This window comes from Micromonospora sp. LOL_013, assembly GCF_048060315.1.
Taxonomy (GTDB): domain Bacteria; phylum Actinomycetota; class Actinomycetes; order Mycobacteriales; family Micromonosporaceae; genus Micromonospora_E.
The window spans coordinates 168,921-193,523 of sequence record NZ_JBHMIQ010000001.1 but is presented as its reverse complement, the minus strand read 5'-3'; the positions used below and the strand labels follow the sequence as shown (position 1 = coordinate 193,523).

At 70.2% G+C, this 24,603-nt stretch carries 21 protein-coding genes; 7 read left to right on the top strand and 14 right to left on the bottom strand.

Annotated features, from left to right (window positions below):
- Positions 1–65 precede the first annotated feature (65 nt).
- The 3 genes from sucD to ACFHWS_RS00955 form a co-directional block, all read right to left on the bottom strand.
- Positions 66–953 (bottom strand): succinate--CoA ligase subunit alpha, encoded by an 888-nt coding sequence (gene sucD, locus ACFHWS_RS00965; RefSeq protein WP_416551362.1) that lies wholly within the window; start codon positions 951–953, stop codon positions 66–68.
- Between the two features lie 5 nt (positions 954–958).
- On the bottom strand, positions 959–2,155 hold the full coding sequence (gene sucC / locus ACFHWS_RS00960; protein WP_416551361.1) for an ADP-forming succinate--CoA ligase subunit beta: 1,197 nt from the start codon (positions 2,153–2,155) through the stop codon (positions 959–961).
- Between the two features lie 400 nt (positions 2,156–2,555).
- The gene (locus ACFHWS_RS00955; protein WP_416551360.1) at positions 2,556–2,954 is read right to left on the bottom strand and encodes a cobalamin B12-binding domain-containing protein; all 399 of its coding nucleotides are present in this window, start codon (positions 2,952–2,954) and stop codon (positions 2,556–2,558) included.
- 388 nt (positions 2,955–3,342) lie between these two features.
- On the opposite strand from ACFHWS_RS00955, the gene ACFHWS_RS00950 reads away from it, so the two are divergent.
- Both ACFHWS_RS00950 and ACFHWS_RS00945 read left to right on the top strand, forming a co-directional pair.
- Positions 3,343–4,107 carry a M23 family metallopeptidase gene (locus ACFHWS_RS00950; RefSeq protein ID WP_278173823.1) on the top strand — a complete coding sequence of 255 codons (765 nt, stop codon included), beginning with the start codon at positions 3,343–3,345 and terminating at the stop codon, positions 4,105–4,107.
- 284 nt (positions 4,108–4,391) lie between these two features.
- Positions 4,392–5,324 (top strand): M23 family metallopeptidase, encoded by a 933-nt coding sequence (locus tag ACFHWS_RS00945; RefSeq protein ID WP_416551359.1) that lies wholly within the window; start codon positions 4,392–4,394, stop codon positions 5,322–5,324.
- A gap of 20 nt (positions 5,325–5,344) precedes the next feature.
- Here ACFHWS_RS00945 and pcrA read toward each other — a convergent pair whose 3' ends face one another.
- Entirely contained in the window at positions 5,345–7,789 is a 2,445-nt protein-coding gene (gene pcrA / locus ACFHWS_RS00940; protein WP_416551358.1) for a DNA helicase PcrA, read from the bottom strand.
- 338 nt (positions 7,790–8,127) lie between these two features.
- Between pcrA and ACFHWS_RS00935 the strand changes: the two genes are divergently transcribed.
- Positions 8,128–8,514, top strand: a complete 387-nt coding sequence (locus ACFHWS_RS00935) for a chorismate mutase (RefSeq protein WP_278173819.1) — start codon at positions 8,128–8,130, stop codon at positions 8,512–8,514.
- Positions 8,515–8,602: 88 nt separating this feature from the next.
- Here the strand turns inward: ACFHWS_RS00935 and ACFHWS_RS00930 are convergent, their stop codons facing one another.
- The 7 genes from ACFHWS_RS00930 to ACFHWS_RS00900 form a co-directional block, all read right to left on the bottom strand.
- Entirely contained in the window at positions 8,603–9,613 is a 1,011-nt protein-coding gene (locus ACFHWS_RS00930; protein WP_416551357.1) for an ABC transporter ATP-binding protein, read from the bottom strand.
- The gene (locus ACFHWS_RS00925) at positions 9,606–10,649 is read right to left on the bottom strand and encodes an ABC transporter ATP-binding protein (protein ID WP_416551356.1); all 1,044 of its coding nucleotides are present in this window, start codon (positions 10,647–10,649) and stop codon (positions 9,606–9,608) included. Before ACFHWS_RS00925 ends, ACFHWS_RS00930 begins: the two co-directional genes overlap by 8 nt.
- A gap of 8 nt (positions 10,650–10,657) precedes the next feature.
- On the bottom strand, positions 10,658–11,596 hold the full coding sequence (locus tag ACFHWS_RS00920; protein ID WP_416551355.1) for an ABC transporter permease: 939 nt from the start codon (positions 11,594–11,596) through the stop codon (positions 10,658–10,660).
- A 71-nt stretch (positions 11,597–11,667) separates the two neighbouring features.
- Positions 11,668–12,678 (bottom strand): ABC transporter permease, encoded by a 1,011-nt coding sequence (locus ACFHWS_RS00915; protein WP_416551354.1) that lies wholly within the window; start codon positions 12,676–12,678, stop codon positions 11,668–11,670.
- Positions 12,679–12,783: 105 nt separating this feature from the next.
- Positions 12,784–14,385, bottom strand: coding sequence for a peptide ABC transporter substrate-binding protein (locus ACFHWS_RS00910; RefSeq protein ID WP_416551353.1), 1,602 nt, complete (start codon positions 14,383–14,385; stop codon positions 12,784–12,786).
- Between the two features lie 457 nt (positions 14,386–14,842).
- Positions 14,843–15,550 (bottom strand): LuxR C-terminal-related transcriptional regulator, encoded by a 708-nt coding sequence (locus ACFHWS_RS00905; protein WP_416551352.1) that lies wholly within the window; start codon positions 15,548–15,550, stop codon positions 14,843–14,845.
- Entirely contained in the window at positions 15,543–16,796 is a 1,254-nt protein-coding gene (locus ACFHWS_RS00900; protein ID WP_416551417.1) for a PspC domain-containing protein, read from the bottom strand. The genes ACFHWS_RS00905 and ACFHWS_RS00900 overlap by 8 nt, the downstream gene beginning before the upstream one ends.
- Before the next feature lie 227 nt (positions 16,797–17,023).
- Here ACFHWS_RS00900 and ACFHWS_RS00895 point away from each other — a divergent pair, with 227 nt between their 5' ends.
- The 3 genes from ACFHWS_RS00895 to ACFHWS_RS00885 all read left to right on the top strand — a co-directional run bounded on the left by ACFHWS_RS00895 (position 17,024) and on the right by ACFHWS_RS00885 (position 20,314).
- Positions 17,024–18,595: a PspC domain-containing protein gene (locus ACFHWS_RS00895; protein ID WP_416551351.1), complete on the top strand. Its 1,572-nt coding sequence runs from the start codon at positions 17,024–17,026 to the stop codon at positions 18,593–18,595.
- Positions 18,592–18,984, top strand: coding sequence for a hypothetical protein (locus tag ACFHWS_RS00890; protein WP_416567432.1), 393 nt, complete (start codon positions 18,592–18,594; stop codon positions 18,982–18,984). The genes ACFHWS_RS00895 and ACFHWS_RS00890 overlap by 4 nt, the downstream gene beginning before the upstream one ends.
- Positions 18,985–19,060: 76 nt before the next feature.
- Positions 19,061–20,314 carry a phosphatidylserine decarboxylase gene (locus ACFHWS_RS00885; protein ID WP_416567431.1) on the top strand — a complete coding sequence of 418 codons (1,254 nt, stop codon included), beginning with the start codon at positions 19,061–19,063 and terminating at the stop codon, positions 20,312–20,314.
- A 7-nt stretch (positions 20,315–20,321) separates the two neighbouring features.
- On the opposite strand, the gene ACFHWS_RS00880 is transcribed toward ACFHWS_RS00885, so the two are convergent.
- Both ACFHWS_RS00880 and ACFHWS_RS00875 read right to left on the bottom strand, forming a co-directional pair.
- Positions 20,322–21,380, bottom strand: coding sequence for a CDP-alcohol phosphatidyltransferase family protein (locus ACFHWS_RS00880; RefSeq protein WP_416567430.1), 1,059 nt, complete (start codon positions 21,378–21,380; stop codon positions 20,322–20,324).
- Between the two features lie 249 nt (positions 21,381–21,629).
- On the bottom strand, positions 21,630–22,574 hold the full coding sequence (locus ACFHWS_RS00875) for an NUDIX hydrolase (protein WP_282233585.1): 945 nt from the start codon (positions 22,572–22,574) through the stop codon (positions 21,630–21,632).
- Positions 22,575–22,743: 169 nt separating this feature from the next.
- On the opposite strand from ACFHWS_RS00875, the gene ACFHWS_RS00870 reads away from it, so the two are divergent.
- Positions 22,744–23,028, top strand: coding sequence for a PspC domain-containing protein (locus ACFHWS_RS00870; protein ID WP_416551346.1), 285 nt, complete (start codon positions 22,744–22,746; stop codon positions 23,026–23,028).
- Positions 23,029–23,037: 9 nt separating this feature from the next.
- Here ACFHWS_RS00870 and guaA read toward each other — a convergent pair whose 3' ends face one another.
- Positions 23,038–24,591, bottom strand: coding sequence for a glutamine-hydrolyzing GMP synthase (gene guaA / locus ACFHWS_RS00865; protein WP_416551345.1), 1,554 nt, complete (start codon positions 24,589–24,591; stop codon positions 23,038–23,040).
- Between the last annotated feature and the right edge of the window lie 12 nt (positions 24,592–24,603).

The following is a 24,603-nucleotide window of genomic DNA, read 5'->3' as shown; positions in this document are numbered from 1 at the left end:
GCCGACCGGTCTCCCGGTCGACGGCCCTGTGTCGGCTGTGATCGCTCAGTGTCGGCTGTGGCCGGTCAGCCGCCGGTGATCACCTGACGCATCAGCCGGGCGGTCTCGCTCGGCGTACGGCCGACCTTGACTCCGGCCGCCTCCAGCGCGACCTTCTTGGCGTCGGCGGTGCCCGCAGAGCCGGAGATGATCGCACCGGCGTGGCCCATCGTCTTGCCGGGCGGGGCGGTGAATCCGGCGATGTAGCCGACCACCGGTTTGGTCACGTTCGCCTTGATGAACTCAGCGGCCCGCTCCTCGGCGTCGCCGCCGATCTCGCCGATCATCACGATCGTGTCGGTCTCCGGGTCGTCCTGGAAGGCGGCCAGCGCGTCGATGTGGGTGGTGCCGATGACCGGGTCGCCGCCGATACCGACGCAGGTGGAGAAGCCGATGTCACGCAGCTCGTACATCAGCTGGTAGGTCAGCGTGCCGCTCTTGCTGACCAGGCCGATCCGGCCGGCCGGGGTGATGTCCGCCGGAATGATGCCGGCGTTCGAGGCCCCTGGGGAGGCGATGCCCGGACAGTTCGGACCGATGATCCGGGTCTTGCCGCCCTTGGCCGTGTTGTGTGCCCAGAAGGCGGTCGAGTCGTGCACCGGGATGCCTTCGGTGATCACCACGGCTAGCGGGATCTCGGCGTCGATCGCCTCGATCACCGCCGCTTTGCAGTACGCCGGCGGGACGAAGATGACCGTGACGTCGGCCCCGGTCTCCTTCATCGCCTCACCGACGTTGGCGAACACCGGCAGCCGGGTGTCGCCGAACTCGACCTGCTGTCCGGCCTTGCGCGGGTTGACCCCGCCGACGACGGTGGTGCCGGCGGCGAGCATCCGCCGGGTGTGCTTCGAGCCCTCGGAGCCGGTCATCCCCTGCACGATGACCTTGGAGTCCTTGGTCAGCCAGATCGCCATCTCGATCACTGTCCTTCCGGGCGGCCGGACGCCGCTGCGGCGAGCTGTGCGGCCCGCTCGGCCGCTCCGTCCATGGTGTCGACCCGCTCGACGAGGGGGTTGGCGGCCGAGTCGAGGATCGCCCGGCCCGCCTCGGCGTTGTTGCCGTCCAGCCGGACGACGAGCGGCTTGGTCACCGTCTCTCCGCGCTGTTCGAGCAGGGCCAGCGCCTGGACGACGCCGTTGGCCACCTCGTCGCAGGCGGTGATCCCGCCGAAGACGTTGACGAACACGGTCCGCACGTCCGGGTCGGAGAGCACGATCTCCAGCCCGTTGGCCATCACCGCAGCGCTGGCGCCACCGCCGATGTCGAGGAAATTGGCGGGTTTGACGCCGCCGTGCGCCTCGCCGGCGTACGCCACCACGTCGAGGGTGGACATGACCAGGCCGGCCCCGTTGCCGATGATGCCGACCGAGCCGTCGAGCTTGACGTAGTTGAGGTCCTTCTCCTTGGCCCGCTGCTCCAGCGGGTCGACCGCGGACTGGTCGACCATCGCCTCGTGGTCGGGGTGCCGGAAACCGGCGTTCTCATCCAGGGTGACCTTGGCGTCGAGGCAGAGCACCCGACCCTCGGGGGTCCGGGCCAGCGGGTTCACCTCGACCAGGGTGGCGTCCTCGGCGATGAACGCCTGCCAGAGGCGGACCGCGATCTCGGTGATCTGGTCGGTGAGCTCGGCCGGAAAGCCGGCGGCGGTGACGATCTCGGCGGCCTTGGCCTCGTCCACCCCGACGTTGGCGTCGATCGCGATCTTCGCCACCCGGTCCGGTGTCTCGGCGGCGACCTGCTCGATGTCCATCCCGCCCGCGACACTGGCGATGCAGAGGAAGGTACGGTTGGCCCGGTCCAGCAGGTACGACAGGTAGTACTCGTCGGCGATGTCGGCGGTCACCGTCAGCATCACCTTGCCGACGGTGTGCCCCTTGATGTCCATACCGAGGATGTTGGTGGCGTGGCTGACCGCCTCGTCGGCGTCCTCGGCCAGCTTCACGCCGCCGGCCTTGCCTCGACCACCGACCTTGACCTGGGCCTTGACCACGACACGGCCGCCGAGGCGCTCGGCGATCGCGCGGGCCTCTTCCGGGGTGGTGGCGACGCCGCCGGCGAGCACGGGCAACCCGTGTCGCTCGAACAGCTCGCGCCCCTGGTACTCGTACAGGTCCACGTTTGCGCGTCCCGTTCCGTCTCCGCGGCGCGCCGTCGCGCCGCCGCCAGCGTGCAGAATCAAATGATTTCCCGGTCACGAGCGGTGACCGGCCATTGGCGCAGCCTAACCACCCGGCCCTGGGACGCCAGTAGGCGGGCGGGCGGTGTGCGCAACTGCACACATCCGGCGTGCCGCCCACCCAGCCGTACGGCGACCCGGTCGCGACCACCGGCACGCCCCGAAAATAAGGTGTGCCGGCGACGTAACCCCCGGTGACAGGTGTCGTTGAGTGAGGTGTCGGAAACGCAGCGCGGGGCCGACGGAAGCGGCCGATGCCCTGTCGGTCGAGGGGTGGCGGCGGGGCATCGTGCATGGAGAGGCCGGACGTGTGAGGGGTGCGTCCGGCCTCTCACCCTCTTCACTGGGCGGGGACGTTGCCGCGGACCCAGTCGACGATGTCGGCGGTGCTCGCCCCGGGGGTGAAGATCCTGGCCACGCCGAGCGCACTGAGTGCCGCGATGTCCTCGTCGGGGACGATGCCTCCACCGAAGACCACGATGTCCTCCGCATCCCGCTCGCGCAGCAGGTCGAGCACTCCGCGGAACAGCGTCAGGTGCGCGCCGGACAGCACGGAGAGCCCGATGGCGTCGGCATCCTCCTGGATGGCGGTCTCGACGATCTGCTCCGGTGTCTGATGCAGACCGGTGTAGATGACTTCGATGCCGGCGTCCCGCAACGCCCTGGCCACCACTTTGACGCCTCGGTCGTGGCCGTCGAGACCAGGCTTCGCCACCACCACCCGGATCCGAGTCTCCATCGCTGCGCGCCTCCTGCCGACCGGTCGATCCTTAACGAAGGTTAACCAACCTCGGCACATCGCCGGCAGCCCGGCCGACCCTGAGCCACAACCCCGAATCCACCCTGACTGAACGCACGATAAGCATTGCTCAATGTAACCAGCAGTTACCAACGAACGGCCTGATAAAAGGTTACGAAATCGGGCAATACACTACGGACGGTCGCAGGACGTCAACAATTTTTCGCGAGTCGGGTTGTGGCGACCCTAGGGGTTGGCTACCGTGTCCACGGTTGTCCTCTGGCTCCGGCCAGAACCAACCCGGCCAACGAGCGTTAATCCCAGGTTCCGCAGTGAGGTCCCCGGATGCTCGCACCGCCGCCGAACTACCCGCCAATGGAGGGTGTGCGTGCGCCAGCGCCTGTCGTCAGAGCCCGATCGATATCGGGGTCGTCGCCGCGTACCGACTCCACCCCGTAGCCGCTACGCGGCGGTCATGACCACCGCCGTCGTCGGCGCGGGTGTCGTCGCCCTCGGGGCGAGCGCGATGCCCGACGCCAAGACGCTCAGCCCGTCGGCCCTGGCCGACCTGGAGAACAGCGTCGCGCTGAGCGACCAGGCCCTGGAGATCGACGACCAGGCCCTCGACCTGGACAGCCAGATCAGCGAGCGGGCCGAGGATGCCGAGCGCGCCTCCCGGGATGCCGACCGGACCCCGGCCACCTCGATGACCCAGGCCGCTCCGGACGTGTGGATGCTGCCACTGCGCGGCTACACCTTCACCTCCCCGTACGGCATGCGCTGGGGAAAGCTGCACGCTGGCGTCGACCTGGCCGCCGCCGAGGGCACCCCGTTCCACTCGATCCACGCCGGCACGGTCACCCTCGCCGGCTGGAACGGCGGCTACGGCTACTGCGTGATCGTCAAGCACGACGACGGGACCGAGGCCGTCTACGGCCATGCGTCCCGGCTGCGGGTCACCGCCGGTCAGCGGGTGGAAGCCGGTGATCTGCTCGGCGACGTCGGCAACACCGGCCACTCCTACGGTGCCCACCTGCACCTCGAGGTGCACGTGGACTCGGAGCCGCAGGACCCGATCACCTGGCTGCGGGGCAAGGGAGTGGACCTCAAGCTGCAGGTCGAGGCGATCTACGGTGGCGTCGTCGAGCCCTGACACTCCAGGTGACTGGACGAAAACCGCTCAGACTGTACGGTCTGAGCGGTTTTTTGTGCAGTCGGTCACTCAGATCAGCGAAAAGGTGCCCTACGTCACACTGGATCTTGTGATCCGCACCACTTTCGGTCGGGCCAGCAAATAGCCCATCCGACCACGGAGAGTCACGAAAGTCCGGCCTCCGGGCGGTCCCCGCCGACTTCTCCGGCTACCCGGTACCCACCCTCTGTGCCTGGCACACCACCATTTCCGGGTCCGTGCCCCTTACCACGGAGGTCACCCCCGTGTCGCACCCTGAGCCCACGGAGCGCAGCGAGCCCTCGACCCAGCGTCGGTCACCAGGGCTGCACCGGCTGGTTCCGCCCGGCAAGCACGCCCAGGTGGCGGAGTTCGGCCGCCGGACCCGTACCACCGCCCTCACCGTGCTGGCCGTCGTGGCCCTCGCTATCGGCGGCGCGGCCGCCGCACTCAACTCCGCCCCCGACGCCACCGCGACCGATCCGGCGACGACCTCGATCCTCGCCGACCGGGCCGACTCGGCGGGACGCGCCGACCGGAGCACCCGTCAGCCGACGGCCACCCCGGAAAGCGTCGGGGACGAGACCGGTTTCGGCCCGGCGCCCACCGACAGCAGCACCAGCCGCGCCGAGGAGACCGAGCAACCGGCGGACCCGACCGAAGCAGCCGACGGCGCCGCGCCGACCGGGACCGATGACGAGACCGCGAGGCAGACCGACGACGCCGGCAGCGACGGCAGTGACGGCAGTGACTCGGCCACGACCGCAGCGGCGCAGCCGAGTACAGCGGCCAGCGCGGCCGACTGGGTCACCCCGATGCCCGGCGCCCAGATCACTTCCTGCTACGGCCAGCGCTGGGGCGTGCTGCACGCCGGGATCGACCTGGCCCTGCCGGCCGGCACCCCGGTGCTCGCCGCTGGCGCCGGAACGGTGCAGGTGGCCGGCTGGGCGTACACCGGGTACGGGATCTCGGTGGTGATCGACCACGGCGGCGGTGTGCTCACCCACTACGCGCACCTCTCCGCGACCAGCGCCGCCGTCGGAGACCAGGTGGCCCCCGGGGACACTATCGGCGCGGAGGGCTCCACCGGCGACTCCACTGGCCCGCACCTGCACTTCGAGGTGCACGTCGGCGGGCTGTGGAGCCAGGTGGACCCGGCCCCGTGGATGCGGGAACGCGGCGTCGACCTGGGCTGCTGACCGCTGCGGTACGGGCCGGGTCAGATCTTCTCGATCGGCGCGTGCCGCAGCACCAGCCACATCGTCTGGTCACCGAAGTCGACCTGGGCCCTGGCTCCCGGCCCGTGCCCCTGCACCGCCAGCACCCGGCCCAGCCCGTACCGCTGGTGGTTGATCCGCTCCCCCACCGTCACCTTGGGCGCGGTGGGCAGCTCGCTGGCGGTGCTCAGCCGGCTCGGATCCACCCCGAGTCGCTGAGCGAGGCGGGCGGCCTTCGGCGTACCGCCGGCGAAGCCGCCGCCGCGCGCGACCGGCGACCGGTCCGCGGCGGCCGACCGCCCGCCGACCCCGCCACCCGTGCCCGACCAGGAGGTGTACGCCGCCTCGGTCCGCTCCCAGCGGACCAGCTCGGCCGGCAACTCGGAGAGGAACCGCGACGGCGGGTTGTACGCCGGCTGCCCCCACGCAGCCCGGGTCACCGACCGGGACAGGAACAGGCGCTGCCGGGCCCGGGTGATCCCCACGTACGCCAGCCGCCGCTCCTCCTCCAGCTCCCCGGTGTCGCCGAGAGCCCGCAGGTGCGGGAAGACGCCGTCCTCCAGGCCGGTCAGGAAGACCACCGGGAACTCCAGGCCCTTGGCGGTGTGCAGGGTCATCAGGGTGACCACACCCTGGTGGTCCGGGTCGTCGTCGGGCACCTGGTCGGCGTCAGCGACCAGCGCGACCTGCTCCAGGAAGCCGGCGACAGTCGCCGGCTCGTCGGACGCCTCGACCCGCTCGGTGTACTCGCGGGCCACGCTGACCAGCTCCTGCAGGTTCTCCACCCGGCCGGCGTCCTGCGGATCCAGGCTCTCCTCCAGCTCGGTCAGGTAACCCGAGCGCAGCAGCACCGACTCCAACGCCTCCTCCGGGGTGGTGGTGGCCAGTTGCTCCCGTACCCCGTCGAGCAGCGCCACGAAGTCGGCGATCGCGTTCGCCGCCCGGGTCGAGATCCCCGGTGCCTCGGTCGCCCGCCGCAGCGCGGCACCGAACGAGATCCGCTCGCGGGCGGCCAGCGCCTCGACGCACGCCTCGGCCCGGTCGCCGATGCCCCGACGCGGCGTGTTGAGCACCCGCCGGATACTCACCGTGTCGTCGGCGTTGACCACCGCCCGCAGATAGGCCAGCGCGTCGCGGACCTCCTTGCGCTCGTAGAAGCGCACCCCGCCGACCACCTTGTACGGCAGGCCGACCCGGATGAACACCTCCTCGAAGACCCGGGACTGGGCGTTGGTGCGGTAGAAGACCGCCACGTCGCCCGGGCGGGCCGCGCCGTCGTCGCACAACCGGTCGATCTGCCGGGCCGCCCAGTCCGCCTCGGCGTGCTCGGTGTCGGCGACGTAGCCGACGATCCGCTCGCCGTCGCCCTGGTCGCTCCACAGGCGCTTCGGCTTGCGACCGGCGTTGTTGGTGATCACCGCGTTGGCGGCGGTCAGGATCGTCTGGGTGGAGCGGTAGTTCTGCTCCAGCAGGATCGTGCGGGCCTGGGCGAAGTCCCGCTCGAACTCCAGGATGTTGCGGATGGTGGCGCCCCGGAAGGCGTAGATGGACTGGTCGGCGTCGCCGACCACGCAGAGCTCCCCCGGCGGTACGTCGTCCGAACCGTCCCCCACCAGCTCCTTGACCAGCTGATACTGCGCGTGGTTCGTGTCCTGGTACTCGTCGACCAGCACATGGCGGAACCGCCGCCGGTAGCTGCCGGCCACGTGCGGGTGGGCCTGCAGCAGGTGCACCGTCGTCATGATCAGGTCGTCGAAGTCGAGCGCGTGCGCCTCGCGCAGCCGGCGCTGGTAGAGCGTGTACGCCTCGGCCAGGGCCCGCTCGTTGGGGCCGGCCGCCCGGTCGGTGAACGTCTCCGGGTCGACCAGCTCGTTCTTCAGGTTCGACACCTGGGTGGCCAGCCCCCGGGCCGGGTAGCGCTTCGGGTCGAGGTCGAGCTCCCGGGCGACCAGTTGCATCAGCCGCCGCGAGTCGTCCGCGTCGTAGATGGAGAACGTCGACTTCAGCCCGGCGTGCCCATGCTCGGCCCGCAGAATCCGCACGCAGGCGGAGTGGAAGGTGGAGACCCACATCATCCGGGCCCGCGGCCCGACCAGGTTGCCGACCCGCTCCTTCAGCTCACCGGCCGCCTTGTTGGTGAAGGTGATCGCCAGGACCTCACCGGGGTGGGTCTGCCGGGCCGCGAGCAGGTAGGCGATCCGGTGGGTGAGCACCTTGGTCTTGCCGGAACCGGCACCGGCCACGATCAGCAGCGGGCCACCGGCGTGGGTGACTGCCTCCCGTTGCGGGCCGTTGAGCCCGGTCAGCAGCGCGGCACCGGCCAAATTTGGCTCAACTGGCCCTCGGCCGGCCACACCGGGCTCGACCGGGGGCGGTCCGGCCGACGGACCGTCCCGATCTGGGGTAGGTGCGGATGGGGCCGCTGGGGTTTCGAAGAGTGGATGCATCGCACGGCGAGTCTATGCCGCACGACCGACAGCCCTGCGCCGCCCGCGCCGCCCGCCAGCCCGGATCGCACGCTCAGGCCCGCCACGCTCAGGCCGTCGGCGCGCTGGGTGTCTTCCCAGAGGATGGCGGATTCTTGCGCTGGCGTCACCGGCCTGGGCATACTCGTAGCGTGATCCGCCAGGCACGATTTTTCGTTAGCTACGGTTCCGGGAGTCCGGCTGCCGTAGGTCGCGCCTGATCATCAGACCTACAAGTGCCCCGGGCTCTCGCGAGAGCCCGGGGCACTTCGCGTTCCGGCTCCGCGTCCACCGGGGCCGGACAGTCCAGGAGGCAGGACATGGGGACCAACGCCGTTGCGCACACCGCCGACAGCAGCGCGACGCCACCGGCCGGCACCGCCGAGGAGGCGAGCCAACCGGGCGCGACCGGCTCGGCGGGGCGATCCGACGGTCGGCACCAGACCGGGACGGACGCGCCGGAGGCGGCCGATCGCATCCTGGCCATCCGGAACAGGATCAACGAGATCGACGACGCTCTGATCGCGCTCTGGCAGGAACGGGCCGAGCTGTCGAAGCAGGTGGGCGCGGTGCGGATCGCCTCAGGCGGCACCCGGCTGGTGCTCTCCCGGGAACGTGAGATTGTCGACCGCTACCGGTCGGAGCTGGGTGCCGACGGCACCCAGTTGGCGCTGCTGGTGCTGCGGGCAGGCCGCGGCCCGCTGTGAAACACCGGCCGGGACCCACGAAGGCCGGCCGGCCCGCTCCTGCCAGGCGTCGATGTGACGTGAGGCGACGAGCGGGCCGGCGCCGGGACTACTCGGTGACGTGCACGACGTCGCGTACCTCGGCGAAGTGGCAGGCACTGGGGTGCGCCGAAGTCGCCCGTACCGTCAGGGTCGGTTCCTCGGCGGCGCAGATGTCCTGCGCCTTCCAGCAGCGGGTCCGGAACCGGCAGCCCGACGGCGGGTCGGCTGGTGACGGCACGTCGCCTTCCAGCACGATCTGATCCCGCAGGCCGCGTACCGTCGGGTCGGGCAGCGGGACCGCGGAGAGCAACGCCTGGGTGTACGGGTGGGTCGGCCGCTCGTAGATCTCCTCCTCGGTGCCGATCTCCGCGATCTTGCCGAGGTACATCACGCTGACCCGGTGCGCGATGTGCCGCACCACCGACAGGTCGTGGGCGATGAAGATGTACGACAGCCCCAGCTCCTTCTGCAGCTGCTCCAGCAGGTTGATCACCTGAGCCTGGATCGACACGTCCAGCGCGGAGACCGGTTCGTCGCAGAGGATGATCTCCGGGCGCAGCGCCAGCGCCCGGGCGATGCCGATCCGCTGCCGCTGCCCGCCGGAGAACTGGTGCGGGTAGCGGTTGATGTGGTCCGGGTTGAGGCCGACCAGCTCCAACAGCTCCTGGACGCGGCGGCTACGGTCGCTCTTCGGCGCCACGTCCGGATGAATCTCGAACGGCTCACCGATCAGGTCACCGACCGTCATCCGCGGGTTCAGCGAGGTGTACGGATCCTGCATCACCAGCTGGATGTTTCGCCGGGCCCGGCGCATCTCGGTGCCACTGCGGCCGGCGATGTCCGCACCGTGCACCATGATCGAGCCGGACGACGGGGTCTCCAACCCGACCAGCAACTTGGCCAGGGTGGACTTGCCGCACCCGGACTCGCCGACGATGCCGAGCGTCTCGCCCCGGTGCAGCTGGAGGTTGATCCCGTCCACCGCGCGGACCGCGCCGATCTGCCGCTTGAACAGGATGCCCTGAGTCAGCGGGAAGTGCTTGACCAGGTCCTTGGTCTCCAGGACAACGTCACTCATCGCCCTTGACCTCCTTCCAGAAGTGGCAGGCGGAGGTCCGGCTCGGGGCCAGCGCGAACCGGGGCGGCTCCGGGTCGGCCCGGCAGACATCCTGCGCGTACCGGCAGCGCGGGTTGAACGAGCAGCCGGCCGGGATGTTCGTCAACGCGGGCGGCAGGCCCTTGATGACGTTCAGCTCCTGGCCCTTGAGGTCGATCCGGGGGATCGATTCCAGCAGCGCCTTGGTGTACGGGTGGGCCGGCGAGGCGTAGATGTCCCGCACCGGCGCCTCCTCGACGACCCGACCGGCGTACATGACCGAGATCCGGTCGGCGACGTCGGCCACCACCCCCATGTCGTGGGTGATCAGCACCAGGCCCATGTTGCGTTCCCGCTGCAGCTCCGCGAGCAGGGCCATCACCTGGGCCTGGACGGTGACGTCGAGGGCGGTGGTGGGCTCGTCGGCGATCAGCACCTCGGGGTCGAGAGCCAACGCCATGGCGATCATCACCCGCTGGCGCATGCCACCGGAGAACTGGTGCGGGAAGTCGCTGATCCGCTGTTTGGCGGCCGGGATCTTCACCAGGTCGAGCAGTTCGACCGCCCGGGCCCTTCCGTCGGCCCGGGACATCCCCCGGTGCTTGCGGAACAGCTCGGAGAGCTGGAAGCCGACGGTGAACACCGGGTTCAACGCCGACAGCGCGTCCTGGAAGATCATTGCGACCCGGTTGGCCCGGATCTTGCGCCGCTGCGACTCGGGCAGCTTGAGCAGGTCCACGCCCCGGTACTTGATCTCGCCGCCGGTGACGAACCCGGGCGGCGAGTCGATGATGCCCATGATCGCCTGAGCGGTGACGCTCTTGCCGCAGCCGGACTCACCCAGGATGGCCAGGGTCTCGCCGGCCTGCAATGAGAAGCTGACCCCGTTGACCGCGCGGGCGATGCCGTTGCGGGTGCGGAACTCGACCTGCAGGTCGTTGACCTCCAGCGGCGGTGCGCTGGCGTCGAGCCCGGGTAGTGCGTCGATGGTGGCGGTGATGTCTCTGTCTGTCGCCATGGCTCACCTCACCGCAGCTTCGGGTCGAGGGCGTCGCGCAGCGCGTCGCCCATGAGGATGAAGGAGAGCACCGTGCCGACCAGCAGCCCGCACGGGAAGAGCAGCAGCCACGGGTGGTCCAGGAAGTAGACCTGGTGCTGGGAGATCATGATGCCCCAGGACTCCTCCGGTGGCTGCAGGCCGACGCCGAGGTAGGTCAGCGTCGCCTCGGCGGAGACGAACGCACCGAGGGTGATCGTCGCGTAGACGACCATCGGGGCGATCGCGTTCGGCAGGATGTGCCGGAACATCAGCCGGCCGTGCCCGGCCCCCATCGCCTTGGCCGCCTGCACGTAGTCCAGGCCCTTGGAGGACAGCACGCTGCCCCGCATGATCCGGGCGATGGTGGTCCAGCCGAGCACGATCAGGACAGCGGCCAGCGTCCAGACGTTCTGCTGCTTGATCACGGTCAGGAACACGATCGCACCGAGCAGGAACGGCAGCGAGAAGAAGATGTCGGTGATCCGCGAGATGATCGCGTCCACCCAGCCGCCGAAGTAGCCGGCGAGCAGCCCGGCGGTGCCGCCGAGAAGGACGATGCCCAGCGTGGCGAAGATCGCGATCTGCAGCGACGGCCGGGCCCCGTGGATGGCGTGCGAGTAGTAGTCGCAGCCCAGGTTGTTGAACCCGAACGGGTGCTCCCAGCTGGGCGCGATCCGGGTCCGCTGGACGTCACAGGCGCGCGGGTCCTGCCGGGTCCACAGGGTGGGGAAGGCGGCCATCGACGCGACCAGCAGCACGTAGATCGACGCGGCGATGAAGACCGGGTCACGCAGCAGTTGCCGCCGGGCGTCGGCCCACAGGCTGGCGTTGCGTTCGGTGGTGGCCGGAGCCGGAGCTGGGTCGGGTGGCGGTGGTGCCACCTCGGTGCCGCCGGCGGGGGCCGTGGGATGGGTCGGGTCACTCATGGTGGCACCTCGCTACGCTCGGTCCGCCGTGGATCAACACGGCACCGGGCCGGATGTTCGGTCCATTGCGATCACTCATAGCGGATCCTCGGGTCGAGGACCGCGTAAAGCAGGTCCACCAGCAGGTTCACCAGCAGGAAGACCATGACCAGCATGGTCACCACGCCGATCGCCACCGAGGCTTCACCGGAGGTGGCGGCCTGGGCTACCAACGATCCGATACCGCGTACGTTGAAGATCCGCTCGGTGACCACCGCGCCGCCCATCAGCGAGCCGATGTCGACACCGAGGTACGTGATCACCGGGATCAGCGAGTTGCGCAGCGTGTGCACGCCGATAACCCGCCGGTTCGCCAGACCCTTGGCCTTGGCGGTACGCACGTAGTCGGCCCGGATGTTCTCCATGATGCTGGTCCGGGTGAGCCGGGCGGTGGTGGCCAGGGAGACCGCGCCGAGCACCATGCCGGGGATGACCAGGCTGGCGGTCGGGTAGTCGGCGATGAACCCGGCGCCGAAGACGCCACGGGAGATCACTTCCGGTATCCAGTCCTGCCCGCGCAGGACGTTGCCGAACTCGACGCCGACGTACTGGCGGACCACGACGCCGAGGACGAAGATCGGCACGGAGATGATGAAGACTGTGGAGATCTTCACCAGGTAGTCCCAGAAGCTGCCGTTACGCAGGCCAGCCAGGACGCCGGCGAAGATGCCGATGACCGCCTCGAAGACGATGGCGATGAGCACCAGCTTGAGGGTGTGCGGCAGGGCCCGGGAGACCAGTTCGGTGACCGGCTCCTGCTGCAGGTTGATGCCGAAGTCGAAGCGCAGGAAGATGTCCTGCAGGCGGTCGACGAACAGACCGAAGCACGGGTTGCCCGGCTGCTCCAGGCAGGGGTCGCCGAAGCCGAGCTTCTCGGTCATGGCGGCGAGCTGCGCTTCGGTCGGCCTGCGGTCGCCGAAGATCGCCCGGACCGGGTTGCCGCTGAACTGGATGCCCAGCGACGTGACGTAGTGCAGTAGGAACATGGTGCCCAGCACGGTGGGGATGAACTGGAGCAACCGTCGGATGACGTAGCGCCCCATCTGGGGGGTCTCCTCTCGGCGCTAAACGTGGCGGCAACAGGCCCCCTCGTGGGAGTTCCCGTTGCCGCCACGTCGCGTTACGACTTGATCAGTCAGACTCGCAGGTCAGGAGTTCTTCAGAGTGATCTTGCCGTACTCAGCGTCCGAGATCTTGTTCCAGTGGAACTCGTCCACGTTCTCGCCGTACAGCGCGGCGATCTTGCTGAACCACATCGGGATGACCGGCATGTCCTCGACGATGAGGTCCTCGGCCTGGTTGTAGAACGGGATGGCCGCCTCGAGGTCCGCCGCGGCGTCGCCCTGGGCAATCAGCGCGTCGAAGTCGGGGTTGTTGTAGCCCGAGCTGTTGCTGTCCGAACCGGAGCCGTAGAGCGGGTAGAGGTAGGTCTCGACCACCGGGTAGTCCGGGCCCCAGCCGAGCCGGAACGGGCCGGTGAACTTCTTGTCGTCGGCGGTCGCCAGGTACTCGGGGAACTGCAGGTTGACCTTCAGTTCGTAGTCGATGCCCAGCGCGGCCTTCAGCTGGTCGCCGACCGCCTGCAGCCACTGCTCGTGACCGGCACCGGCGTTGGCCCACAGCACCAGCGGCTCGCCGTCCCAGCCGCCGGCCTCTTCCAGCAGCTCCTTGGCCCGGTCGACGTCCTGGGTGCAGTACTCGCAGACACCCGGGCGGTAGCCGTCGAAGGTCGGTGCCACGACGCCCTCGGCGGGGGTGAACCGGCCGTCGAAGACGGCGTCGATGATGCCCTGCCGGTCGACGGCGAGCGAGAAGGCCTGCCGGACCCGCTTGTCGGCGAAGCGGTCGTCGTAGGTCGGGAAGCCGACATAGGTGAAGCTGTCGCCGGGGGCCTCGTACATCCGGTCGCCGTACTGCTGCTTGGCCTCCTGGTACCGCGCCGGCGGGATGGTGTACATCACGTCCAGCTCACCGGACTGGAAGGCGGCGTAGCCGGCGTCCACATCGGCGTAGATCTTGTAGTCCAGGACGTCGGCCGCGCCCTTGTCCTCACCGGCCCAGGTCTCGCTGCGCGCCAGCTGGATCCGCTGGTCGTGCTCCCAGCTGCCCTCGATCTGGTACGGACCGTTGCCGATCGGGGTCTCGTTGCAGGCGTCGGTGTCCGCGAGGCAGGCCTCGGCCATCGGGAAGAACCCGGAGTAGCCGACGATCGCCGGGAAGCCGGCGAACGGCTCCTTCAGCTCGACGGTGAAGGTCAGCTCGTCGACCTTCTGCAGGCCGGAGAGCTCCTCGGCCGCCGGCTCCTCGCCGCTGACCTCGTCGATGCCGACGATGCGCTTCATGAAGTACGCGTTGTTCTGGGCGTTGGGCCCGTACGCCGTGTAGTTCCACGCCCGGATGAAGGCGTCGGCGTTGACCGGCTCACCGTTGTCGAAGGTGTGGCCGTCCTTGAGCGTGACGGTCCAGGTCTTGTTGTCCTCGGACTCGATCGACTCGGCGAGGTCGTTCTCCGGCTCACCGGTCTCGGCGTTGTACTTGACCAGACCGCGGTAGAGCTGGCGGATGACCAGGATGGACGGCTCGTCGTCACCAGCGGACGGCAGCAGGAACGCCGGCTCCGAGGCATAGATGCGAAGCGTACCGCCGGAGTTGTTGTTCTCCGTGGTGTCTTCGCCGTCGCTACTGCAAGCGGTGGCGAACAGAGCGATGGCGGTCGCTGCGACCGCCATCTTTAGGGTTTTCCCACGCATGGGAGAGCCTCCTCAGGGCGCTCACGGGGGGGTGTGAGGTGACTGACACTGTGACACCAGGTAGCCCGTTGCGTGAAGGTGCCGTTATCAAGGTGATACGCGGACGGGACGGCCCCGATACTCCAGTCAAGATCACTCAACCGTCGCTCGGAACCGCCCTGACCTGGGCATCTAACCACTGTACAACCCTTGTTACCGCAGAGTAGAAACGCCCTCGTGTGACCTTCCCCGCGACCCCTCCATCACGTTCGGATGTCAAGTCAATACGATTAGCCACCACTTGTCCGAGGTGCCCGGATGCCGGATTGGCGGCAATTGCCGGCTCGTAACCTCAGGATTACCATCAGTCCGCAGCAGACCCACCGCGAGGCCACAACCAGGCCCGCCTTGATTGACTCCGAATGGGTCGCCAACCAGGTTCCCACCATCCGGGAGATAGAGCAAGTCCGCTGGTCGGTCAGATGAGCCGCCGGTCCGCCGCCCATCTGGACAGTTCGTACCGGTTCGACATCTGCAGCTTGCGCAGCACGTTGGAGACGTGGGTCTCGACCGTCTTGATCGAGATGAACAGCTCCTTGGCGATCTCCTTGTAGGCGTAGCCCCGGGCGAGCAACCGCAGCACCTCCCGCTCCCGGTTGGTCAGCTGGTCCAGCTCCGGATCCACCACCGGCGCGTCCGACCGGGAGGCGAACGCGTCCAGCACGAACCCGGCCAGTCGGGGGCTGAACACCGCGTCCCCGTCGGCCACCCGTTGGATCGCCGCCGCCAGATCGTCCGGTGAGATCGTCTTCGTCACGTACCCACGGGCGCCCGCCCGGATCAGCCCGATCACGTCCTCCGCCGCATCCGAGACGCTCAGCGCCAGGAACCGCACCGACGGCCGCGCCACGCCGGAGCCCCGCAGCACCGCGTCCAGCACCGCCCGTCCCCCACCATCAGGCATGTGTACGTCGAGCAGCACCACGTCCGGGCCGACCGCGGCGATCCCGCTGACCGCCTCGGCCACCGTGCTCGCCTCGCCCACCACATCCACGTGGGCACCGAGTTCGGCGCGGACCCCGGTGCGAAACATCGCATGGTCGTCGACCAGGAAGACCCGCAACCGCCGTCCGTCCGGCTGCCCCGGTGCCCCACCCGCCGCCGGCTGGCCGGTCGGCTCACTCATGTCTGCCATCCTCTCCAGGTTGCCGGCTCTCCGGCCCGACCGGCAGCGTCAGCCGGACCTCGGTGCCCGACCCCGGCGTACTGATGATCTCGGCTCGACCGCCGTGCCGGCGCATCCGGCCGACGATCGAGCCGCGCACCCCGTGCCGGTGCTCCCCCACCCGGGCCGGGTCGAAGCCCGCGCCCCGGTCCCGGACGAAGACGCTGAGCTGCTCCGGCTCCACCTCCGCGTACAGCGACACGGTCTGCACCCCGGCGTGCCGCGCCGCGTTGACCAGCGCCTCCCGGGTCGCCGCCACCAACGCTCCGACCCGCTCGTCGGTGCCCCGGTCACCCACCACGACCGCCTCGACGGACAATCCGAAAGTGTCCTCCACCTCGGCCGCGACCTGCTCCAACGCCGCCGCGAACCGCTCGGTCGGCGAGGCCGTCGGCTTGTAAAGCCAGTTCCGCAGAGTCCGCTCCTGGCCCCGGGCCAGCCGCTGCACGGTCTTCGGGTCACCGGCGTTGCGCTGGATCAGTGCCAGGGTGTGCAGCACCTGGTCGTGGATCATCGCGGCGAGCTCGGCCCGCTCCTGCTCCCGGACCCGGCCCTCCCGCTCGGCGCGCAACTGGTTGAACGTCCGCCACAGCACCGGGGCGGTGACCACCCCGACGCCGGCGAGACCGACCAGGGCGAAGATGACGCCGTTGACGACAGCGGCGAAGTCGCCCCGGGGCGAATACACCGCGGCCACCCCGATCACGCCGACCGCCACCAGCAGCCCGCCGCCGATGAACCGCAGCAGGAAGGCCCGGCGGTCACTCTCGTCGACCACCGCACCCAGCCACGGCACCTGCGGCAGGGTCTCCCGCCAGGCGCGCCGCCGTTCCGGTGCCGACTGGTGCCAGATAATCCCGGTCCCGACCGCGATGACCGCCACCAGCCAGCCGGCGGTGGCACTCACCCCGCTGGACTCGAAGACCAGCACCTGGATCAGGATGATACCGAGGCCGATCGCCACGAACGGCAGTAGTTCGCCCAGGTCGCGACGCTTCGGCGGTCCGGCGGTCGCTGGTGGCACCACCGCCCAGAACGCCGCGTAGAGCAGCACGCCGAGTCCGCTGAACCCGATCAGTACGACGAACGCCACCCGTACGCCGACCACCGGCAGTCGCAGGTGGTGGGCGATCCCGGCGGCGACTCCGGCGACCACCCGCTGCTCGCGACTGCGATACAGACGTGGCGGCTCGATCGCGGTAGTGATCGCTGCCTCCTCGGCGGATGGGACGTGGACGATCTGACGGCCGATCTGGCCGGCGCCCGGTGGCGGTGAGTTCGGCCGGCGAGTTCGGCCGGTGGATTCGATCGTCACACGGCGACGACCCGCGCGACCACGGGGACGTCCCGGACAACCACCGTCTGGAAAGTCAGGGTGGCGTCAGGGTCGATTCCCGAGGCGGGGCGGACAGCCGGGCACGGAGGATCACAAGTATGACCGACGACCCGACCAAGCCAGGTGGACCGGCTCAGCCCCCCGACCCAGCGAACAGACCGGCTCAGCCGCCCGACCATGCGGACGAGTCGGCACAGCAACCCGGCCCGGCGGACGAGTCGGTACAGCAGCCCGGCACAGCGGGCGAGTCGGCCGACGGGACCGCGTCGGCCCCGCCGACGGACGCCCCCGGGTACAGCTGGCCGCCACCGCCACCACAGGCCGAGGCCCTCGCCTCGCGGTACGGATTGATCAGGCCGCGTCAGGGCCGGTACCTGGCCGGGGTGTGCGGGGCTATCGGCCGGGCCACGAACACCGACCCGGTCCTGTGGCGGGTGCTGCTGGCGGTGCTCGGCTTCTTCGGCGGCATCGGCATCCTGGTGTACCTGGTGGTGTGGCTGGCCACCCCGAGTGAGGGGGACAGCACCTCGCCGGTGGAAGGGCTGCTGGGCCGGGGCCGGTCGAGCACCTCACCGGTCGTCGTACTGGTGATCGGCATCCTCGCCGCTGTCATGTTCGGCTTCATCGTCACCGACGGGTTCCGGGCCGTCCTGCTCGGCTCGGCGGTGCTGATCGGCGGCGCGTTGCTGCTCAACCGCAGCTTCCGGGAGAACGGCCCGCGACCGGCCGGACCCCCGGCGCCGGCACCGCCGGGATACGGCCCACCACCACCGCACGGGTACGGCCCACCACCGCCACCCGCGCCGGTAGCGGGAGCAGCTGGAGCAGCCGTACCGGTCGCCGCCGGGCAGCTGGCCCAGCCGCGGCCGGACGACCCACCGACCCGCCCGCTGCCGGTGTACCCGCCGGTTGGTCCGCCACCACCGGCCGGGGGCTACCGGGCCCCGTTCGCGCCCTACGGCCCGTACGCCGGTCGTAGCGGGCCACCAGGGCAGTTCCCCCCACCGCCTCCGGTTCCGCCGTACCCAGTGCCACCACCGCCAGCGGCCGCACCACGGCCCCGCAAGGAACGGTCCCGGCTGGGCACCATCACCTTTTCGATGATCTTCGTGGTGCTCGGGCTGGTCGCCGCGCTCGACCTGACCGACCTGGCGCCTACGCCACCCTCGGCCTACTTCGCGGCGGTACTCGCCACGATCGCGGTCGGGCTGCTGGTCGGGGCCTGGATCGGCCGGGCCCGCTGGCTCATCGCGCTGGGTCTGACGGCTGCCGCAGCAGTCGGTGTCTCCAGCCTCGTCGAGTCGGCCAAGGAGGCCACGTCGGAGCCGGTGGTGTGGAAACCGGCATCCTACGGCCAGGTGGATTCGCGGTACGCGGCGACATTCGGCGACGCCGTACTGGACCTGCGCAACGTGGACTTCACCGACCGGCAGAAGAACCTAACCGTCTCGCTGTCGTTCGGCAAACTCCGCGTCTACCTGCCGGACGAGGTCGACGTCCGGACCGAGACCGACATGAACGCCGGCAACGCGTCCGTGCTCGGCCACCGCTGGGACGGCTTCGAGCAGGGCAGCCGCGTCGTGGAGGACCTCGGATCGGACGGCACCGGCGGCGGCCGGCTCACCCTGCGGATCGAAATCAACGCTGGCGACTTGGAGGTCATCCGATGAAACGGCATCGCACCGACGGCGTCTCCCTCACCTTCGGGCTGATCTTCCTCCTGATCGCCGGCTGGTGGTTGATCGCCCAGTCAGTCAACGTACCGCTGCCTCGAGTCGGCTGGATCGTCGCCGGCGGGCTGATCCTGATCGGCGTACTCGGGTTGGTCGGTGCTCTGCGGTCCGGCCGCCGCGAACCTCCTGCTGGCACCGCTGGCCAGGACAACGGGCCGGCGGACGTTGACGAGCACAGCGCCGGACCGGCGGACGCCCACGCCCGGACGCCCGTCACCGCCGCGCCCGGCGAGCCCGCGCCCGACGAGCCCGCGCCCGACGAGCCGACGTCCGATTCCCCGACGGCCGCCGAGCCGGCCACCCGGCCCAGCGGGTCGGGTGGTTGACGGCCCGCTGCAGCCCACCGGTGGTGCACCTATGCTGGGTCCGCGTCCCACCATTGCCGCGAGGAGCCCGTCCGCCATGTCCGATACCCCCGTACCAGTCGCTTCCGTGCTTCGCACCCGCGTCGACATCGGCGAGCGCGCCGCCCGGGCACTGACCGCCGAACTCGCCCGGGACAACGTGGCGAAGCACGTCCTGCTGGTCGGGGTGGTTCCGGGAGCGAGGGTGATCGACGCCGCCATCGACGCACTGCTGCCCGGCGACACGATGACCGTGGTGCCGGGCAGCGTCGACCAGACGGCACAACTGCGGGCGGAGATCGCCGGTCACGGCCCGTGGGTCGACGAACGGGTCCGGGTGATCGAGACGGTGTCGGCCGCCGACCCGGCCGATCTGCTGATCGTCGGAGCCGTCCTCACCGGAAGTGGTGAACAGGCCCGCACGATGATCGACGGCTACGGCAAGTACCTCGCCGAAGGCGCCGTACTGTCCGTGGCCGCCGCGGCGCTGCCGGGCGGCACCTCCGGTGCGGCCGCCGAGTTGGATCGGCAGGCGGCGCTCTTCGGCGTCGGCAGCGACCTGGTGCTGCGCAACGTCCCGCCGCTGCGGGTGCACCGGCTGCGATTCACCCCGGCACCGGTCGACCGGGCCGCCAAGCTGGGGCCGGCGTTCCGGACCAGCAGCGTTCCGCTGACCCGGGGGATGCACATCGACTCCAGCGGCGTGGCCGCCGCCGGGATCGCCCTCGGGCTGGCCGCCGCGACCCGGCTGGCCCGGCCGAAGAGCCGGCTCTGGCTGCTGCCGGCGTTGGCCGCCGGTCCGGTCGCCGCGTTCTTCCGCGACCCGCAACGCGACGTACCGGAGGACCCGGCCGCCGTGGTCGCGGCGAGCGACGGCCGGGTGCTGTCGGTGGAACGGGTGCACGACGAACGGCTCGGTGCCACCGGGTTCCTACGGATCGCGGTCTTCCTCTCGGTGCTCGACGTGCACGTCAACCGCAGTCCGGTCGCCGGCCGGGTGGTCGACCACTTCGTCACCGACGGAGGTTTCGCCGCCGCGATGCAGCCGGCCGCCGAGCACAACGTCGCCGCGTACACGGTGCTGGAGACCCCCCGTGGGCGGGTGATCGTTGCGCAGCGTACTGGGATGGTGGCCCGACGGATCGTGCACCGCGCCCCGGTTGGCAGCCTGCTCGCCAAGGGTGAGCGGTTCGGGCTGATCAGGTTCGGTTCACGCACCGACGTCTACCTGCCGGCGGACGCCGCCGAGGCGCTGGTCGGGCCGGGTGACCGGGTGGCCGGTGGCAGCTCGGTGATCGCCCGCTGGCGCTGACCCTGGGTCAGGTGGCCCGCCGCTGGTGCAGCCAGAGCAACGGCCCGCTCACCAGGTAGGCGAGCACGGTCAGGCCGAAGGTCAGCCGCGCGTCGATCAACGCGCCGACCACCGGCACGACCCACAGCCACGGCGGCAGCTTGATCAGCCGGGCCAGCTTCGCGTACGGGAAACTGGAGACCATCGCGAAGGCCAGCAGCGCCACGACCGCCAACTGCGCACCGCCGGGGATCGGGACGTCGATCAGCACGCCGAGACCGAGGACGGCGGCGGCCAGTGTGGTCGGTACGCCGGTGAAGAACCGGCCGTCGCACGGCGACACGTTGAACCGGGCCAGCCGGATCGCTGCGCAGCCGGCGACCAGGGCGCAGGCGACCGCCGCGGCGGTGGTGGACACCGAGCCGGCCAGCGAGGCGTAGACGACGACCGGGGCGGCCAGCCCGAACGAGCACATGTCGGCGAGTGAGTCCATCTGCGCGCCGAACGGGCTCGCCACCCCAAGCCGGCGGGCCAGCGCCCCGTCGAGTCCGTCGAAGACCACGCAGGCGATCAGGCAGGCCGCAGCCGTGCGGACATCGCCTTCCATGGCCAGAAAGATGGCGGTGAGGCCGAGCGTGAGGCTGGCCAGCGTGGTCGAGTTGACCAGCACGAATCCGGCCCGCCGGGCCGCTGTCGGGGTGCCGGGCAGCAGCGGTACGGGAGCCGGCCGCAGCCCGCTGGGCCGGCTGACCGCCGTGGCGGTGTGGTCGGCGGGGGTGATCGGGTGGTGCTCGACGCCGGTTGCAGGTGCCGGACCGACCGGACCGACCGCCGGGCTGAGCGGAGCGATCGTGGCGATCTCGGCCGCCGTCAGCGGGTCGACCCGGTATCGTCCGACGGAGTCCGCCGACCGCCGGCCGAACCGGAGCCGGTCGCGGCCGCTTCGGCCGACCCGCACCAGCAGGACCTGGCGGGCCAGACTGCCACTACGACGAAGCGGACCGGTCCATCCCCGGCCCGCCCATCGACGTCCTGCCGGCCGGGGACTGTCAGTCGTGCGCCGCCGCCGCCACGGGGCTCTCGCCACGGATCCCTCCATCATCGGTCGGTCGTCCCGCGCAACTTGCGCCGGACGCCCGATTATGCGGCCTACACCATTGCACAGCCGACGCGGGATGGCGAGAGATCAGTCTGAGTTATGCCGGTTCGTCCGGGCCAAACCGGTCACCTACTCACTGCGATACGCTAGCTCAAGCAAGCAGTGCTAGCTGGAGCCAGCACGACCACGCCTTCCCGGCGGCGCCGCCGAGCGTCGGAGGCACCGCCGGGGTCAGGGTCAGACCAGCCGGGCGGCTCCGACCGCCTCGGCGGTCACCTCGGTCAGCTCCGATCGGATGGCTGCCAGATCCGTCCGGGCGAACCAGCGGGCCTCCGAGGTCGACCCACCGATGTCAGTGACGATCGGCAGGGACGGGCGGTCCACCTCAACCTGGTAGAAAGCGCGCACCCCGTGCCAGTCGATCGGGTAACCCTCCGGACCGAGCGAAGCCGCGTCCCGGTGGCTGGCCACGCCGAGCAGCCGGACCAGCCGGCCACGCTGGCCGGTCTCCTCGACCAGCTCGCGGATCAGCGCCGTGCCGGGCTGCTCGCCGTAGTCGGTGCCACCGCCGGGCAGATGCCACCGACCGGCACCCGGGTAGCCGGGCGCGATCCGGGTCAGCAGGACCCGCCGGGCCGGGTCGGTGGCGACCGCGTACGCCGCGAACCGTTGCGCCCGGTGCAGCCCGTCCGGCCCCGGTACGGCGTAGAACGACGGGAAGTCGGGAGCGGTGTCCGGCCGCAGGTCGATCGTCTCCGGCGGCAGGCCGAGAGCGCTGGCGGTGAACGGACGCAGCGGCAACTGTTTCGCCTCGTCCAGACTGCACCACCGGGCGAGGTCGGTGGGCTGGTTGATCCGGTGGCAGATCTGTCCGCCACGGATCGACGCGTCGTAGATCAACCGGTCGGTGTGCAGGGTGATGCCGCGCCGGGGAAGGGAGCGCATGTCGGCGAGGACGTCCCGCAACCCGGTGACCGCGACCGAAATGCCAGTTTCCGCGGCGGTCTCCCGGACGACGGTGTGGTTGGGATCCTCCCCGTGGTCCACTGCTCCTCCCGGCAGCGACCACACCCCGGGTGTACCGGAGCGCGGAGAGGCGCGGACCAGCAGAACCCGGTCCTCCGAATCGGCACAGACAGCGTATGCCGCGATCCTGCGAAGCGGCTCTAGGGCGGGAGTCACGAGTCAGAATTCTGCCCGCAAGTGGCCAGTCGGCGCGGACGACTGTCAGATTGGCGACAGTATTCTAGGTAACTGCTTGACTACCTAGAGCCGCATTCCGGGACGGATCAGGGTATTGATCCGGGAGGTCACCGAGGTCGCCGAGGACCGCCGCGCGGACCGTTGAAGCATGACGACCTCCCAGAACCCCACAGCTCAGGCCCCGTACAAGCAGCTTCGGCGACCCACCACGGACCGCATGATCGCCGGTGTCGCGAGCGGCCTCGGCCGCTACTTCGACACCGACCCCACCCTGGTCCGGGTGATCTTCGCGGTGGCCACCGTACTGACCGGCGGTTTGGCCGCGCTGACCTACCCGGTGATCTGGTTCCTGATGCCGGAGGAGCCGCCGACCGCGCCACCCTGGCCCGGCACCGAACCGACCCGGCCGCACAGAGCTGGTCCCACCGACTGACCAGTCAGCTCACTCCCACTCGATGGTGCCCGGCGGCTTGCTGGTCACGTCCAGCACCACCCGGTTCACCTCGGGCACCTCGTTGGTGATCCGGGTGGAGATCCGGCCGATCACCTCGTACGGCAGCCGGGACCAGTCGGCGGTCATCGCATCCTCACTGGACACCGGACGCAGCACCACCGGGTGACCGTAGCTGCGCCCGTCGCCCTGCACCCCGACACTGCGCACGTCGGCCAGCAGCACCACCGGGAACTGCCAGACGTCACGGTCCAACCCGGCGGCGGTCAGCTCCTCGCGGGCGATCAGATCGGCGGCGCGCAGCAGGTCCAGGCGCGGCCGGTCGACCGCGCCGATGATCCGGATCGCCAGACCCGGGCCGGGGAACGGGTGCCGCCAGACCATCGCCTCCGGCAGGCCGAGTTGCCGGCCGAGCGCCCGCACCTCGTCCTTGAACAGCGTGCGCAGCGGCTCGACCAGGGCGAACTGCAGGTCGTCGGGCAGCCCGCCGACGTTGTGGTGCGACTTGATGTTGGCGGTGCCGGTGCCACCGCCGGACTCCACCACGTCCGGGTAGAGGGTGCCCTGCACCAGGAACTCGACGTCACCGGCGGCGGCCACCTCGCGGGCCGCCGCCTCGAAGACCCGGATGAACTCCCGACCGATGATCCTGCGCTTCTGCTCCGGGTCGGTCACTCCGGCCAACGCACCGAGGAACTGGTCGGTGGCGTCGACCACCTTCAACTTGATCCCGGTCGCGGCGACGTAGTCCGACTCGACCTGCTCGGCCTCCCCCGCCCGCAGCAGCCCGTGATCGACGAAGACACAGGTCAACTGGTCGCCGACAGCCCGGTGCACCAACGCGGCGGCGACCGCCGAATCGACCCCGCCGGACAGCCCGCAGATGACCTCCTTGGCACCGACCTGCTCGCGGATCCGGGCCACCTGCTCGTCGATGATGTTCTGCGGCGTCCAGGTCGGCTCGATGCCGGCGATGTCGTACAGGAAGCGGGTCAGCATCAGCTGGCCGTGCGCGGTGTGCCCCACCTCCGGATGGAACTGCACGCCGGCCCGCCGGCCGGCGAGATCCTCGAACGCGGCGACCGGCGCCCCGGCCGAACCGGCGGTGACCGTGAACCCTTCCGGCGCGGCGGTCACGCAGTCACCGTGACTCATCCACACCGGGATCTCGGTCGGCAGTTCCCGCAGCAGCACTGCGGCCTCGGGGCGGGCGGCCAGCGGGGTGCCGCCGTACTCCCGGTTGCCGGTGTGCGCGACCGTGCCGCCGAGCGCCAGCGCCATCGCCTGGAAGCCGTAGCAGATGCCGAAGACCGGCACCCCACCGTCGAACAGCTTCGGGTCGACCTGCGGGGCACCGTCGGCGTAGACGCTGGCCGGGCCGCCGGACAGGATGATCGCGGCCGGCTCCTTGGCCATCATCTCGGCCACCGGCATGTCGTGCGGGACGATCTCCGAGTAGACCTTGGCCTCGCGCACCCGACGGGCGATCAGCTGGGCGTACTGGGCTCCGAAGTCCACCACCAGGACCGGACGCGGCGTGCTCATGCTCCGGAGCCT